12 protein-coding genes are annotated in these 13,544 nt (G+C 39.4%); 6 read left to right on the top strand and 6 right to left on the bottom strand.

What is annotated here, in order from left to right:
• Positions 1–152: 152 nt before the first annotated feature.
• Positions 153–1,349, bottom strand: a complete 1,197-nt coding sequence (kbl, locus tag ACNKXS_RS04050; protein WP_417919737.1) for a glycine C-acetyltransferase — start codon at positions 1,347–1,349, stop codon at positions 153–155.
• Positions 1,350–1,392: 43 nt separating this feature from the next.
• The gene (locus ACNKXS_RS04045) at positions 1,393–4,503 is read right to left on the bottom strand and encodes a UvrD-helicase domain-containing protein (RefSeq protein ID WP_417919736.1); all 3,111 of its coding nucleotides are present in this window, start codon (positions 4,501–4,503) and stop codon (positions 1,393–1,395) included.
• A 177-nt stretch (positions 4,504–4,680) separates the two neighbouring features.
• Here ACNKXS_RS04045 and ACNKXS_RS04040 point away from each other — a divergent pair, with 177 nt between their 5' ends.
• Positions 4,681–5,289 carry a superoxide dismutase gene (locus ACNKXS_RS04040; protein WP_295181523.1) on the top strand — a complete coding sequence of 203 codons (609 nt, stop codon included), beginning with the start codon at positions 4,681–4,683 and terminating at the stop codon, positions 5,287–5,289.
• Between the two features lie 631 nt (positions 5,290–5,920).
• Here the strand turns inward: ACNKXS_RS04040 and ACNKXS_RS04035 are convergent.
• From ACNKXS_RS04035 to purN, 4 genes are all read right to left on the bottom strand, one after another.
• Positions 5,921–7,819, bottom strand: a complete 1,899-nt coding sequence (locus ACNKXS_RS04035) for an amidophosphoribosyltransferase (protein ID WP_417919735.1) — start codon at positions 7,817–7,819, stop codon at positions 5,921–5,923.
• A gap of 74 nt (positions 7,820–7,893) precedes the next feature.
• Complete coding sequence (locus ACNKXS_RS04030; protein WP_295181755.1) at positions 7,894–8,817, bottom strand: PfkB family carbohydrate kinase; 924 nt, start codon at positions 8,815–8,817, stop codon at positions 7,894–7,896.
• Between the two features lie 74 nt (positions 8,818–8,891).
• The gene (gene rnhA, locus ACNKXS_RS04025) at positions 8,892–9,356 is read right to left on the bottom strand and encodes a ribonuclease HI (protein ID WP_417919734.1); all 465 of its coding nucleotides are present in this window, start codon (positions 9,354–9,356) and stop codon (positions 8,892–8,894) included.
• A 5-nt stretch (positions 9,357–9,361) separates the two neighbouring features.
• Positions 9,362–9,952 (bottom strand): phosphoribosylglycinamide formyltransferase, encoded by a 591-nt coding sequence (gene purN, locus ACNKXS_RS04020; protein WP_417919733.1) that lies wholly within the window; start codon positions 9,950–9,952, stop codon positions 9,362–9,364.
• Between the two features lie 146 nt (positions 9,953–10,098).
• On the opposite strand from purN, the gene ACNKXS_RS04015 reads away from it, so the two are divergent.
• From ACNKXS_RS04015 to ACNKXS_RS03995, 5 genes are all read left to right on the top strand, one after another.
• Positions 10,099–10,335, top strand: coding sequence for an acyl carrier protein (locus ACNKXS_RS04015; RefSeq protein WP_013069791.1), 237 nt, complete (start codon positions 10,099–10,101; stop codon positions 10,333–10,335).
• A 14-nt stretch (positions 10,336–10,349) separates the two neighbouring features.
• Positions 10,350–11,603, top strand: a complete 1,254-nt coding sequence (fabF, locus tag ACNKXS_RS04010) for a beta-ketoacyl-ACP synthase II (protein WP_295181744.1) — start codon at positions 10,350–10,352, stop codon at positions 11,601–11,603.
• Between the two features lie 3 nt (positions 11,604–11,606).
• The gene (gene rnc, locus ACNKXS_RS04005) at positions 11,607–12,338 is read left to right on the top strand and encodes a ribonuclease III (RefSeq protein WP_141876290.1); all 732 of its coding nucleotides are present in this window, start codon (positions 11,607–11,609) and stop codon (positions 12,336–12,338) included.
• Between the two features lie 118 nt (positions 12,339–12,456).
• Complete coding sequence (locus ACNKXS_RS04000) at positions 12,457–12,936, top strand: IPExxxVDY family protein (protein WP_295181740.1); 480 nt, start codon at positions 12,457–12,459, stop codon at positions 12,934–12,936.
• A partial coding sequence (locus tag ACNKXS_RS03995; protein WP_417919732.1) for a pyruvate kinase occupies positions 12,936–13,544 on the top strand: 609 nt, incomplete at its 3' end. The genes ACNKXS_RS04000 and ACNKXS_RS03995, both read left to right, overlap by 1 nt.

Raw genomic sequence — 13,544 nt, 5'->3', positions numbered from 1 at the left:
GTAAGCAAAAGTATATGCTTAATGCATATTAACAAAAGTAAAAATAATAAAGTTTTCTTAATTAGAGCGCGATTCCAAAGGGTTTTCAGCCTTGTTAATAACTGGTTTTCAATGAAATCAGCCTTCTTCAATCATTAAATAAGAAGTTAATTTTAGCTAATCACTCCTAATTCCTTTCCAACTTTGGTAAATGCCTGAATTGCTTTGTCCAGATGTTCCTTGTTATGTGCAGCAGATAATTGGACTCTAATTCTTGCTTTTCCCTTTGGTACCACAGGATAAAAGAATCCTATCACGTAGATTCCCTCCTCAAGCAACTTATCTGCCATATCCTGTGATAATTTTGCATCGTGAAGCATTACCGGTACAATTGCTGCTTCGCCATCAATAATCTCGAAACCGGCATCTTTAACACCTTTTTTGAAGTAAGCCGTATTTTCTTTTAACTTTTGTCTTAAACTGGAATCATTCTCCAGCATGTCAAATACTTTAATGGATGCTCCTACGATCGCAGGGGCCAATGAGTTTGAAAACAGGTAAGGTCTTGATCTTTGTCTTAATAGTTCAATGATCTCTTTTTTAGCAGTGGTGTAACCTCCCATGGCGCCACCAAGTGCTTTTCCTAATGTACCTGTGATAATGTCCACTCTCCCAAGAACATTCTTTTCTTCCAGCGTACCAATTCCTTTCTCGCCAATAAAACCGGTGGCATGACATTCATCGATCATTACTAACGCATCATATTTATCTGCCAGATCGCAAATAGCGTCCAATGGAGCAACAAGGCCATCCATGGAGAACACACCATCTGTCACGATCATTTTAAAACGAGCACCTTTTTCGTTGGCTGTCTTTAATTGCTCTTCAAGATCATTCATGTCACCATTTTGATAACGATAACGTGCAGCTTTACATAGTCTTACCCCATCAATAATGGAAGCGTGATTTAGTGAATCTGAAATAATAGCATCTTCCTTAGTAAGCAGTGGCTCAAAAATCCCTCCGTTGGCATCAAAACATGCAGCATATAAGATCGTATCTTCAGTTCCGTAGAAATCTGCGATCTTTTGCTCCAGTTCTTTATGAATATCCTGGGTTCCACAAATAAAACGTACACTGGACATTCCAAAACCATGAGTATCCATAGTGTCTTTTGCAGCCTGTATCACCTCAGGATGCGAAGATAATCCCAGGTAATTGTTCGCACAAAAGTTGATCACTTCCTGCCCGGTAGATATTTTAATCACTGCGTCCTGAGGTCCGGTAATGATTCGTTCTTTCTTAAAGAGTCCGTCGTTTTTGATCTCCTCAAGTTCTTTTTCTAAATGCTCTTTTATTTTTCCGTACATATCAATATTTTAATTTTCACTCTCGTGCAAAGTTATAATTCTTTTATACAATCCTTATCTGAACCGGTTCGTTCGTATATACAAGCAGAGATTTCTCCACTTCATAACCCATATTGGTCATGGCTTTCACGTATTCTAAAACCTGGCGGGTATGAGTATCCGCAAATCCACCGGTCTTATAATCTATAATGGTGATCTTATTATTCCTGAAGTTCAATCTGTCTGGACGCAATCGGTTACCATCCTGAGTAATGATCTCCTTTTCATTCTTGTTTTGCACATCTTCTGCAAACAAATGCTTCAGTTCTTTGTGCTGAATGATCTTTTCGATGGTGGCAGAGATCTCTGTCCTTGATTCTTCCCTTATTAATCCTGAATTTACCGCCCAGTCCATGGCTTTTTCAAGGTCTTTTGAAGAATTGATCCTGGCCAGGATTTCGTGAGCAATTTCACCTTTTTCGATAGCCTCCTGCTGTTTTGTATCCCACATTGCACCAGATCTCGTTACGATATTTACAGCTTTGTTCTGAACCGGGGAGGTATAGAATTGTTCCGGGAAAATAGAAGTTTTTCCTTTTTTCTCTTCGGAAGAATACTTTGACTTTTCACCATATTCACAAACCAGAGAATCATCATATCTAGACTCAGATTCCAGGAAGTTTTTCAGTATTCCTGAAATATTAAGGGTCTTCTTATCTGAAGATTCGTGACTGGTCATGATATATAGCTGTTCCGCAGCTCGTGTACAGGCAACATAGAGTACATTCAACGTATCCAGCTCATTCTTGCTCAACAGGTCATTATATTTCTCAACCGCTTCCATATTCCAGTTCAGTAATTTTTTAGAAGCACTTACATAAGCCAGCGGAATATTTTCATCTGGAACGCTCAACCAGAGGTTGTCCATTCGCGTATTTTGCAGGTCTGCATCTGCAAAAGGATAAATGACTACAGGAAATTCAAGCCCTTTCGACTTATGGATGGTCATGATCTGTACGGCATCATCGGTTTCTGGAACCACGATGCTTAGCCTGTCCTTTTTCCGTTCCCAAAGTTCAAGAAAAGAATGCAGACTGTTGGATGTTTTTTGAGCAGATTCAAATATAAAATCCAGGAAAAACTGGATGTAAGCATTGGATTGCTTCACGAGTTCAAAACTTCGAATGATATATTCCGCGGCTTCGTAGATCGACAGTCTCTTGATCTCCATTAGGTCAAAACTTACCAATTCAGAATCCAGCCAACCCAGAAATTCCTGTCCATTTTTAGGCAAATGCTCCACAAGTACCGGGAAACTTTCTTCTTCGGAAATGTATCGCGGTGATAACTGCTCGTAGATCTTCAGTTTTAGCTGATCGTCTTCGGGATACAGTGAAAACTTCAGTAGATCTGCAATTAATTTAACTTCTGAAGATTGGGAAACCAGAAGCGTTTCAGAAGAAATTACTGAAATTCCCTGTTCTGAAAGATATTCAGCAATCGCAATTCCTTCTTTTTTACGCCTGGTAAGAATGCAGATATCCTGCTTGGAATAGCCTTGCTCCTCCAGTTCTTTGATGGTTGCGAAGATCTTTTGAGGATAGACTTCCAGTTGCTCTTCAGCATTTTTCGCCTCTACAAAACTTATGTTCACATAACCAAATTCACCTTTTTTAGGCGATTGTGCTGAATTCTTAAATAGATCGGCATATTCAGGATGTGTTAGAAGGGTCGCAGCATACTGAAAAAAGCTATTATTGAAGTTCACCACGGTGGATCCACTTCTAAAATTATTTGGCAGGTTCTCGAGAACCTGTTCTACCTGAAACGGACTCGTTTTTTTATTGCTAAGGTCGATAAGTTGTTCTGCCCGGCCACCTCGCCAGCGATAAATACTCTGTTTGGCGTCTCCCACGATCGTAATACCAGATGCTTCTTCGCCCTGACTAAGATTATGGCTTATAAGTGGCACCAGGTTTTCCCATTGCATGGTAGAGGTGTCCTGGAATTCATCAATAAAATAATGCTGATAACGTTCTCCAAGCCGTTCATAAATAAAAGGAGCCGGTTGATCTTTTACCTGTTCACTTATTTTTGGATTAAATTCTGAAATAAGAATCACATTTTTTTCTTTCTTAATCAGCTCTATTTCCCGGTTTATTTCATTGATCAAGGAAAGCTGAACCAGGTTTTTCCGGATCTCGGTAAGAAATTCCAGATGAAAGAATAGCTTTTTAGAAGTTTCGAAGATCTCCACAATTTCAGGTTGTAAAGAATCCATGCTCATTTGAATATCCTTGCTGGCTTTGGTTTTGGCATACATTGGGGAATCTGCAATGTTCTTTGCCCACGCACTCTCAAAAGCAACCGACATATCACCTTGCTGCAATTTTGCAAAATGCTTGGGTATGTACTTACCTTTGAAATCTTCCTCTGACAGTCCTGCGTTCTGGATGACTTCATAAAAATGATCTCCAAAAGTTTTTAACCCCTCTTCAGCTTCGAGCATATCTGCCCTTAATTTTTTGGCAAATGCAGCAAAATCTTCCAGCGTTCTGGTCTTGAGTACTGCGATCTCTTTCTGGTGATTTTCGTTGATGAGCAAACGCGATATCTCGTAAAGATCTCGACTTATATCCCAGCTGCGATCATCATCTGTTTTTGACAGGGTGTAGTTCACCAGCACACGGGTTAATTTCTCATCATTACCAGCGCGGTTAATAAGGCTGTCTACCGCTTCCATTAGAATATCTTCCGCCCCAATTTCCACTTCAAAATTCATGGGTATACCAAGGTCACGAGCGAAAGTGCGAATCACCCGATGTGTGAATCCATCGATAGTCGATATTTCAAAAGCAGCATAATTATGAATAATGCTTTTAAGAATTTCCCTGGATTTCTCACGAATTTGCATTTCTGAAAGATTGTTCTCTTCCATGATCGCGATCATTAAAGGATCCACCTGAACTGAATCTTCTTTAAAGAAACTGGCCAGGCTTTCTATGATCCGTTTTTTCATCTCACCAACAGCTTTATTGGTAAAAGTGATGGCAAGGATATTTTTATAGCTATCCTTTCGATTTGAGTTAAATAAAATACTGAGATATCGCTTTACGAGGGTGAAGGTTTTTCCAGAGCCTGCAGAGGCGTTATAGATATGAAAGAAATTTTCCAAATTCGGCTATATTATTGAGATTTGAGAGCTTGTACAAAGCTTAAAGTTAAAATAAAAATGACCGGAAACCGGGCATTGCTTTTAAGTAATTTATAACAGTAAATAATTTCCATTAAATGCCTTAATGGCTAAATTTGAAGGAATATAAAGTACTAATCACAAAAAAATCAGATAATTATGTCTTTTGAATTACCAAAATTAAAATATGCTTTCGATGCATTGGAGCCACATATAGATGCAAAAACAATGGAAATTCACCATGATAAGCATCATGCCGGTTACACTAAAAAACTGAACGATGCTATTGAAGGTACAGATATGGAAGGAAAGAATATTGAAAATATTCTGCAAAACCTTGATATGTCTAATAAAGCGGTTAGGAATAACGGTGGTGGTTTTTACAACCACAGCTTATTCTGGGAAGTAATGTCTCCTGACGGTGGAGGAAAACCAGAAGGCGAACTAGCTTCAGCGATCGATAGCGCTTTTGGTTCTTTCGAAGCTTTTAAAGAGAAGTTTTCTAATGCAGCTGCTGGACAATTTGGATCTGGATGGGCATGGCTATGTGTACATAGTGGTGGAAAGGTTGAAGTTTGTTCTACTGCAAACCAGGATAATCCAATCATGCCGGAAATTGGCTGTGGCGGAACTCCAATTCTTGGACTAGACGTTTGGGAGCATGCTTATTACCTGAACTACCAGAACAAGCGTCCTGAATATATCGATGCATTCTTTAATGTGATCGATTGGAAAGAAGTTTCTAGCAGATACGCAAAAGCAAAATAATTTAGAATTGATTTTCTAAACCTAGTAGACCGCCAATTGGCGGTCTTTTTTTGTTTAGTCATTGCATAAAAAAAGGCGGATAAAGATCCACCTTTTTTTGCCCCAAATCTACCATGAACTTAACCTACTTATGCTATGGTTTAATAAAGATAAGATGAATGTTGGTAGTATATAAAACTTTTGGATGAAATACCTGAAAATTAGACAAGTAGCTTGAAATAATTTGTTGTCTAAGCAGGATACAGAAGGTTTAAACAAGCTAATCTTCAGTTATATGCATAAAAAAAGGTGGACTGAATCCACCTTTTTTTGCCCCAAATCTACCATGAACTTAACCTACTTATGCTATGGTCTAATAAATATAGTTCGAATGTTCGTTGCAAATCAATCTTTTAGATGAAATGCTTTAAAAATAGTTAATTGGCTTAATAACAGAAAAATATAGGTGGTTACCACCTCGAGAAATTTACCGACCGGACATAAAAAAAGGCGGAATGAATCCACCTTTTTTTGCCCCAAATCTACCATGAACTTAACCTACTTATGTTATGGCATGGTACTAATGTAGATAGATAAAACCTAGCTGCAAATATTATTAGACCAAATGCATATTTACTAGTTGAAGAGCTATTTAATATGCTCTGTCTGTATTTCCTTCATAGAAATTTATAAAAGCCCGGTTCACTACACGGTTCCCGCCAGCAGTGGGATAGTCACCGGTAAAGTACCAGTCTCCCAGGTTCTTTGGACATGCTTTATGTAAGTTTTCTACCGTCTGGTAAATGATCTTCACGTCAGCATTTACATCAGTATCACATAATAATTCAGAGATCTTGTCAGAGATCTGTTCATTAGTAAATGGATCATACATTTCCTTGACGAAGTTCTGCACTTCAGCATCATCCAGATCTACCTGCTGCTTACATTTCTCATAAACCTTTTCTACGATCTCATATTGGTTAGATTCCTTCAACAGCTCCAAAGCGGCTCTAAAGGCAACAAGATCTTCTAGCCTGGCCATGTCAATTCCATAACAATCCGGATACCTTATTTGTGGAGCTGAAGAAACTACCACGATCTTCTTTGGCTTAAGCCGGTCCATCATCTTGATGATACTTTTCTTCAGGGTAGTTCCCCGAACAATACTATCATCTATGATCACCAGATTGTCATCGGGTTTTACCACGCCGTAAGTCACATCATATACATGGGCGACCAGGTCATCCCTGCTACTATCTTCAGTAATAAATGTTCGTAGTTTTACGTCCTTGATCGCGATCTTTTCAGTTCTAAGCCTATGGGATAAGATTTCCTGAAGTCTTGCATCTGTTAAAGTTTCCTTTTCCTCCAGGATCGCTTCATTTTTCTGTTTGTTCAGTTCATCCTGAGCGGCTTCCACCATTCCGTAGAACGAAGTTTCCGCAGTATTAGGGATAAATGAGAAAACAGTTTTTAAGGTATCATGTTCAATGCTTTTCAATACATCTGGCATGAGTAATCTACCAAGCATTTTACGCTCTTCATAAATTTCAGCATCACTACCACGGGAAAAATAGATCCTTTCAAAAGAACAGGCCTTTCGTTCCAGAGGTTTAATGATCTCGGTAATATTTACCTCTCCGCTTTTTTTAGTAATGATCGCGTTCCCCGGAGGTAATTCGTGAACATCATCAAAATCTACATTGAATACTGTTTGAATCACAGGTCTTTCTGAAGCTACCACAACAACTTCATCATCCTTATAGTAATATGCGGGACGAATCCCTGCAGGATCCCGAAGTACGAAGGAATCACCGTGACCAATCATCCCTGCCATGGCATAACCTCCATCCCAGTTCTTTGAAGACTTTCTCAGGATCTTCGCAACATCAAGCTGCTCTGCGATATGTGGAGAAGCCTGCTTCTTGGAAAAACCTTCTTTCTTAAGTTTCTTGTATAATTTTCTTACTTCTGAATCCAGGAAGTGACCGATCTTTTCCATGACCGTTACTGTATCTGCTCGTTCCTTTGGATGCTGACCTAGTTCTACAAGATTATCGAACAACTGGTTTACATTGGTCATGTTAAAATTCCCGGCAACTATAAGATTACGGTGCATCCAGTTGTTCTGTCTCAGGAATGGGTGTACGCTTTCTATACTATTCTTTCCGAAGGTTCCGTAGCGAACATGACCCAGGAAAACCTCACCCAGGTAAGGTATATATTTCTTCTGAAGTTCAGTGTCTTCTGCATACTCAGGATTTGCCAGGATCTCATCATTGATCCTTTGATTGATCTGCTCAAAAATATCCTGAATTGGCTGTGCGGCATTAGATCTTACGCGACTTATGTAACGCTCACCCGGTGCTGTATTTAATTTGATACTGGCGAAACCTGCACCATCCTGACCTCGGTTGTGCTGTTTCTCCATAAGAAGGTACATCTTATTCACACCATAAAAAGCAGTACCATACTTCTTTTTATAATAGTCTAATGGTTTAAGAAGCCTTATCTGTGCAATTCCACATTCGTGTTTTATAGCGTCACTCATAGGGTCTTATCTGGAATTTGTTGTGTTGTTGTTTATGTCACAAAAAAAGCCCTGAAATTACAGGGCATGTTTTACTAATCTAATTTTGTTTCAAAGTGCGTTAGCTTCTTGAAATCGTGAAGCCGTTCATTTACTTCCTCGCGAGATAATTTCTGCATCCGCTCTGTTCCAAACTTTTCAACGCAAAAGGATGCGAGATTGGATCCGTAGATCACGGCGTTCTTCATGTTCTCGAAAGAAATATCATTTGTTCGGGCAAGGTATCCAATGAAACCGCCAGCAAATGTATCACCAGCACCGGTTGGGTCAAAAACTTCCTCAAGAGGAAGGGCAGGAGCATGGAAGATCTGGTCTTCATGGAAAAGCAGTGCACCGTGCTCTCCTTTTTTAATTACTATATATTTCGGACCCATTTCAGCGATCTTTCTGGCAGCTTTCACCAGAGAGTATTCACCTGAAAGTTGTCTTGCTTCCTCGTCATTGATAGTGATTACATCTACTTTAGCAATAACTTTGTCCAGATCTTCAGGAGTATTGTCCATCCAAAAGTTCATGGTGTCAAGAACAACAAGCTTGGGATTCTCGATCTGTTCCAGTACGCTCAATTGCACCAATGGATGAAGGTTCCCTAACATTACATATTCTGAGTCCTTATAATTATCAGGAACTACCGGGTTAAAATCTGCCAGTACATTCAACTGCGTGTCCAGAGTGTCTCTGCTGTTAAGGTCGTTATGATAGCGACCGCTCCAGAAAAACGTTTTCCCTCCCTTTACAACTTCGATTCCTTCGATATCGATCTTGTTATTCTTCATTAGGTCGAGGTATTCCTGGGGAAAATCATCTCCCACCACAGAAACCACGGCGCTGTCTATATCAAAGTTCGCTGCGGAAAGGCCTATATAAGTACCTGCTCCACCTAAAATTTTATCTGTTTTTCCAAATGGAGTTTCAATAGCATCAAAAGCTACAGTTCCAACAATAAGTAATTTACTCATAACGGGTTTTAAAATGTCGCTGCAAATATACAGTTTGTTTTTCAAGCTGTAAACCTGAATAACTGGTTCAATTGTTAAGCTTTGTAACCATCATCTGCAGGAAGGTCCTTTCCTTTGGAGGCCAATACTGCCAGGGTGTCACAACGCTCATTTTGCGGGTGATCATTATGACCCTTGATCCACTGGAACTCTACTTTATGTCTTCGGAAGACCCTTAGAAAAGCTTTCCAGAGATCAGCATTTTTACGATTTACAAAATTTTTCTTCTCCCAGCCAAAGATCCAGCCCTTGTTTACTGCATCTGAAACATATCGGGAATCGGTGAAAACCTTAGCGGGTGTTCCAGGTGTTTTTAATTTGCTTAGTGCTACGATCACCGCCATTAGCTCCATTCTATTATTCGTGGTTAGCTTAAAACCCTGGGCGAATTCCTTTTGGTAAGGTTTGCCAACCCATTCCATTACGATACCAAAACCACCGGGACCGGGATTGCCCCGAGCAGCACCATCTGTATAAATATGCACCTTTGGTGTATTCACTTAATTTATTTTTGCAGGAGTTGCTGTATCACTTCCGGGAAGTGCTTGTATTCCAGCGCATGAATTTTTGTGGCAAGACTTTCTGGGGTGTCTTCCGCAGTTATTGGAATGGTGGCCTGGAAAATGATATTTCCTTCATCATAACGTTCATTTACATAGTGAATACTAATGCCACTTTCTTTTTCTTTTTTCTCTATGACTGCCTCATGAACTTTATTTCCATACATACCTTTGCCACCAAATTTAGGTAGTAGCGCGGGATGAATATTGATGATACGATTTGGGAATTCAGCAATAATCTTGGATGGGAACAGCCATAGAAAACCTGCCAGAACAATAAGATCTGGATTCATATCTTCCAGAATATGAAGTACTTCATTGGTCTGGTAGAATGAATTTCTGTCAAAATGCAAGGCTTTTACCTGCAGGTCATGCGCTCTTTTTAAAGCGCCAGCGTATTTTTTATTACAGAATACCGCTAATACGCTGGTATCACTGGATTCCTGAAAGTACCTGATAATATTCTCGGCGTTCGTACCGGAGCCTGAAGCAAAAATGACAATCTTCTTTCTGGTCGTATTTTTTTTGTCACTCAAAATAAGGCTGTTAACAATTATTAGGATGTAAAATTAACTGCTTTGAGTGAATTTATGTAAATTACCATCACATTTTTGGAGTAAAAATCGGTTTTAAAATAAAAGTTTTTATTTTTGCCACCTAATCAAAATTAAAATAAAAAATTATGTCAGACATTGCATCAAGAGTAAAAGCTATAATCGTTGACAAATTAGGAGTTGACGAGAATGAAGTTGTAAACGAAGCCAGCTTCACCAACGACTTGGGTGCTGATTCACTAGACACAGTTGAATTGATCATGGAATTCGAAAAGGAATTCGACATTCAGATTCCAGACGATCAGGCAGAAAACATTGCAACTGTAGGTCAGGCAATTTCATATATCGAAGACGCTAAAAAATAAATCATAGACACCATATGGAGTTGAAGCGAGTAGTAGTTACAGGCCTTGGAGCCTTAACCCCAATTGGTAACAATTTAGAGGAATATTGGGAAGGACTTAAAAGTGGAAAAAGTGGTAGCGCGCCTATCACTTATTTTGATACTGAAAAGTTCAAGACTAAATTCGCATGTGAACTCAAAAATTTTAATCCTTTAGATCATTTTGATCGTAAGGAGGCCCGAAAACTTGATAGGTTCGCTCAGTATGCAATGGTATCTGCAGACGAAGCTATCGAGGATTCTGGTATAGACCTTGAAACGGTAGACAAATATCGCGTTGGCGTTATTTGGGGTGCCGGGATAGGTGGACTGGAAACTTTCCAGAATGAAGTCATTAACTTCGCTGAAGGTGATGGTACTCCAAGATTCAATCCTTTCTTTATTCCGAAGATGATAGCTGATATTGCCCCGGGTAATATTTCTATCAAGCACGGATTTATGGGAGCAAATTATACTACAGTATCGGCATGTGCATCGTCTGCAAACGCAATGATAGATGCACTTAACAACATTAGGTTGGGATACAGTGATGTAATTGTTTCAGGAGGATCTGAAGCTGCTGTGACACTGGCAGGAATGGGTGGATTTAACGCAATGCATGCCCTTTCTACCAGAAACGAAAGCCCGGAGACAGCCTCAAGACCATTCGATTCCACAAGGGATGGATTTGTTCTTGGCGAAGGAGCTGGAGCTCTTATTCTAGAAGAATATGAGCATGCTAAAGCAAGAGGAGCTAAGATCTATGCTGAATTGCTTGGCGGTGGTCTTTCTTCAGACGCTTATCACATGACTGCTCCGCATCCGGAAGGAGATGGAGTTGTTGCTGTAATGAAAAACTGCCTTAAGAATGCAGGTTTGAAACCAGAGGATGTAGATGTGATCAATACACATGGTACTTCTACGCCGCTTGGGGATGTAGCTGAATTAAAGGCTATTTCCAAGGTATTTGGAGATCATGCTAAGAACATGAATATCAATTCAACGAAATCAATGACCGGTCACCTTCTTGGTGCTGCTGGAGCCATTGAAGCAATTGCGTCGATACTTTCAATGAAATATAGTTTGATCCCGCCTACCATCAACCATGAGAACATTGATGAAAATATTGATCCTGAACTTAACTTAACCCTGAACAAAGCTCAGGAAAGAGAAGTCAAGATCGCAATGAGTAACACGTTTGGTTTTGGAGGTCATAATGCCTGTGTAGTATTTAAAAAATTAGACGAATAGACCATGAGCGTCATTCGTAACATATTAAATTCCCGCTCTTATAAAGGCGGGAATTTTTTTAATATCCTAACTCAAATCCTGGGTTTTAAACCAAAGACACTTTCTCCATATAAAAAGGCATTTACCCATCGCTCTCTTAATCGAAGAGATGAAGATGGTAATGCCATCAACTTCGAACGACTGGAATTTCTTGGCGATGCCATGCTTAGTGCTGTGGTCGCTTCTCATCTATTTAGAGCAGTTCCCGGAGGGAATGAAGGCTATCTTACTAAAATGCGTTCCAAGGTGGTGAGTCGTAAGCACCTGAATGAACTAGGGAAAGACCTGGGTCTTATCGAACATGTTCAAACCAATATCCCTGTCACTCAATTTGGAGTGAATATTCATGGAAACCTGTTTGAAGCTCTCGTTGGTGCTATCTATCTTGATAGAGGTTATAAGTATTGTGAACGCTTCATTTACGAGCGAGTGATAGATCCATATGTGGATATAGAGCAACTCGAAGGAAAAGTAATTAGCTATAAAAGTCTGGTAATTGAATGGTGCCAGAAGGAAAAGAAGGAATTTGATTTCGAAGTCTACGAGGATACTGGGAATGATGAACTTAAACATTTCGCGGTAAAACTCCGAATTGAAAATCGGGTGGTAGCTAAGGCCAGGGCAACTTCAAAAAAGAAAGCTGAAGAGAAAGCATCGAAACGCGCTTACTACGCACTTCAAACTAAAATAAAATAATTTGCGAAATTAACGTAAACTATAACGTTTTCGTAGAAAATTATGAATTTTAGACCCCTAATATCTTCATTTCAGCAATGATATATTATCTTTAACCTTAAATTCCGAATTTGTGCTTATGCATAAGGAACTGCTTGAGTTTGAAGATGAGAGCTTTCAATTGATCGCGATCTACTCTTCTTTAGAGGGGTATAGAATGGCTTATTTAATCAATAAGAATTTGCGAACAAAGTTGGAGAGAGAGGCGACAGACATTGATTTTAATCATTCTGAATATCACGCCTTTTATGCTCTTTACTCTTTCAAAGATCCAAAAGCTTACTACAGCGTTGAACTGGTTACCAATAAGTTCAAGGGAGAACCGAAAAGGATTCTAAGTACAGGTTCCCTTTTTAATGAGGAAAAGTTCAGTTCAAAAGAAATTAACCTTATACCTGAATATAGTAAAGTTGATTTTTTTCTGAAGATAAGCGAGGAAATTCTACCTAAAGAATTCATCAGGATTCTGAACAAGATTAATCAAATTCCAGGAGTACAGGCAGCTTACGCTATAGAAGTGGATAAGCTGAAGAACAAACAAAATCTAATTTTCGAATAATGCCGACCAACAAGAAAACCAAAATAGTTGCCACACTGGGCCCTGCAACCAGTAGCAAAGATACTTTAAAGAGAATGTTGCAGGAAGGTGTCAACGTATTTCGTATCAACTTTTCACATGCAGATTATGAAGATGTGAAAGAACGGGTGCAGATGATTAGAGAACTTAACGAGGAAGAAGGTTTCAATGCCGCGATCCTAGCCGATCTTCAGGGTCCAAAACTTCGTGTTGGAGTGATGAAGGAAGAGGTTGTAGTTTCTGAAGGTGACCATATCACGTTTGTAACTGGAAAACCTTTCAAAGGTACTTCAGAGCGTGTTTACATGAATTACGAAACTTTTCCGCAGGATGTAAAAGCTGGGGAAAGAATCCTACTTGATGATGGAAAACTGATCTTCGAAGTGGTTAAAACCAACAAGAAAGATGAGGTTACTACCAAAGTTATCCAGGGTGGACCATTAAAATCAAAAAAGGGTGTAAACCTTCCAAATACAAATATCTCTTTGCCTGCGCTTACAGAGAAAGATATCAAGGACGCCAAATTTGCTTGCGAACTTGCTGTGGACTGGATGGCACTTTCTTTTGTTAGACATGCTGAAGATCTTATG

The organism is Christiangramia marina (assembly GCF_048285865.1).
Lineage (GTDB): Bacteria > Bacteroidota > Bacteroidia > Flavobacteriales > Flavobacteriaceae > Christiangramia > Christiangramia marina.
The sequence above is the reverse complement of the archived record's forward strand: the minus strand, read 5'-3'. Positions and strand labels throughout refer to the sequence as shown.

Coding starts and splice junctions, on each gene's coding strand:
- kbl (WP_417919737.1), bottom strand. CDS start 1,349: ATGTACGGAAAAATAAAAGAGCATTTAGAAAAAGAACTTGAGGAGATC.
- ACNKXS_RS04040 (WP_295181523.1), top strand. CDS start 4,681: ATGTCTTTTGAATTACCAAAATTAAAATATGCTTTCGATGCATTGGAG.
- ACNKXS_RS04035 (WP_417919735.1), bottom strand. CDS start 7,819: ATGAGTGACGCTATAAAACACGAATGTGGAATTGCACAGATAAGGCTT.
- ACNKXS_RS04030 (WP_295181755.1), bottom strand. CDS start 8,817: ATGAGTAAATTACTTATTGTTGGAACTGTAGCTTTTGATGCTATTGAA.
- ACNKXS_RS04015 (WP_013069791.1), top strand. CDS start 10,099: ATGTCAGACATTGCATCAAGAGTAAAAGCTATAATCGTTGACAAATTA.
- fabF (WP_295181744.1), top strand. CDS start 10,350: ATGGAGTTGAAGCGAGTAGTAGTTACAGGCCTTGGAGCCTTAACCCCA.
- rnc (WP_141876290.1), top strand. CDS start 11,607: ATGAGCGTCATTCGTAACATATTAAATTCCCGCTCTTATAAAGGCGGG.
- ACNKXS_RS04000 (WP_295181740.1), top strand. CDS start 12,457: ATGCATAAGGAACTGCTTGAGTTTGAAGATGAGAGCTTTCAATTGATC.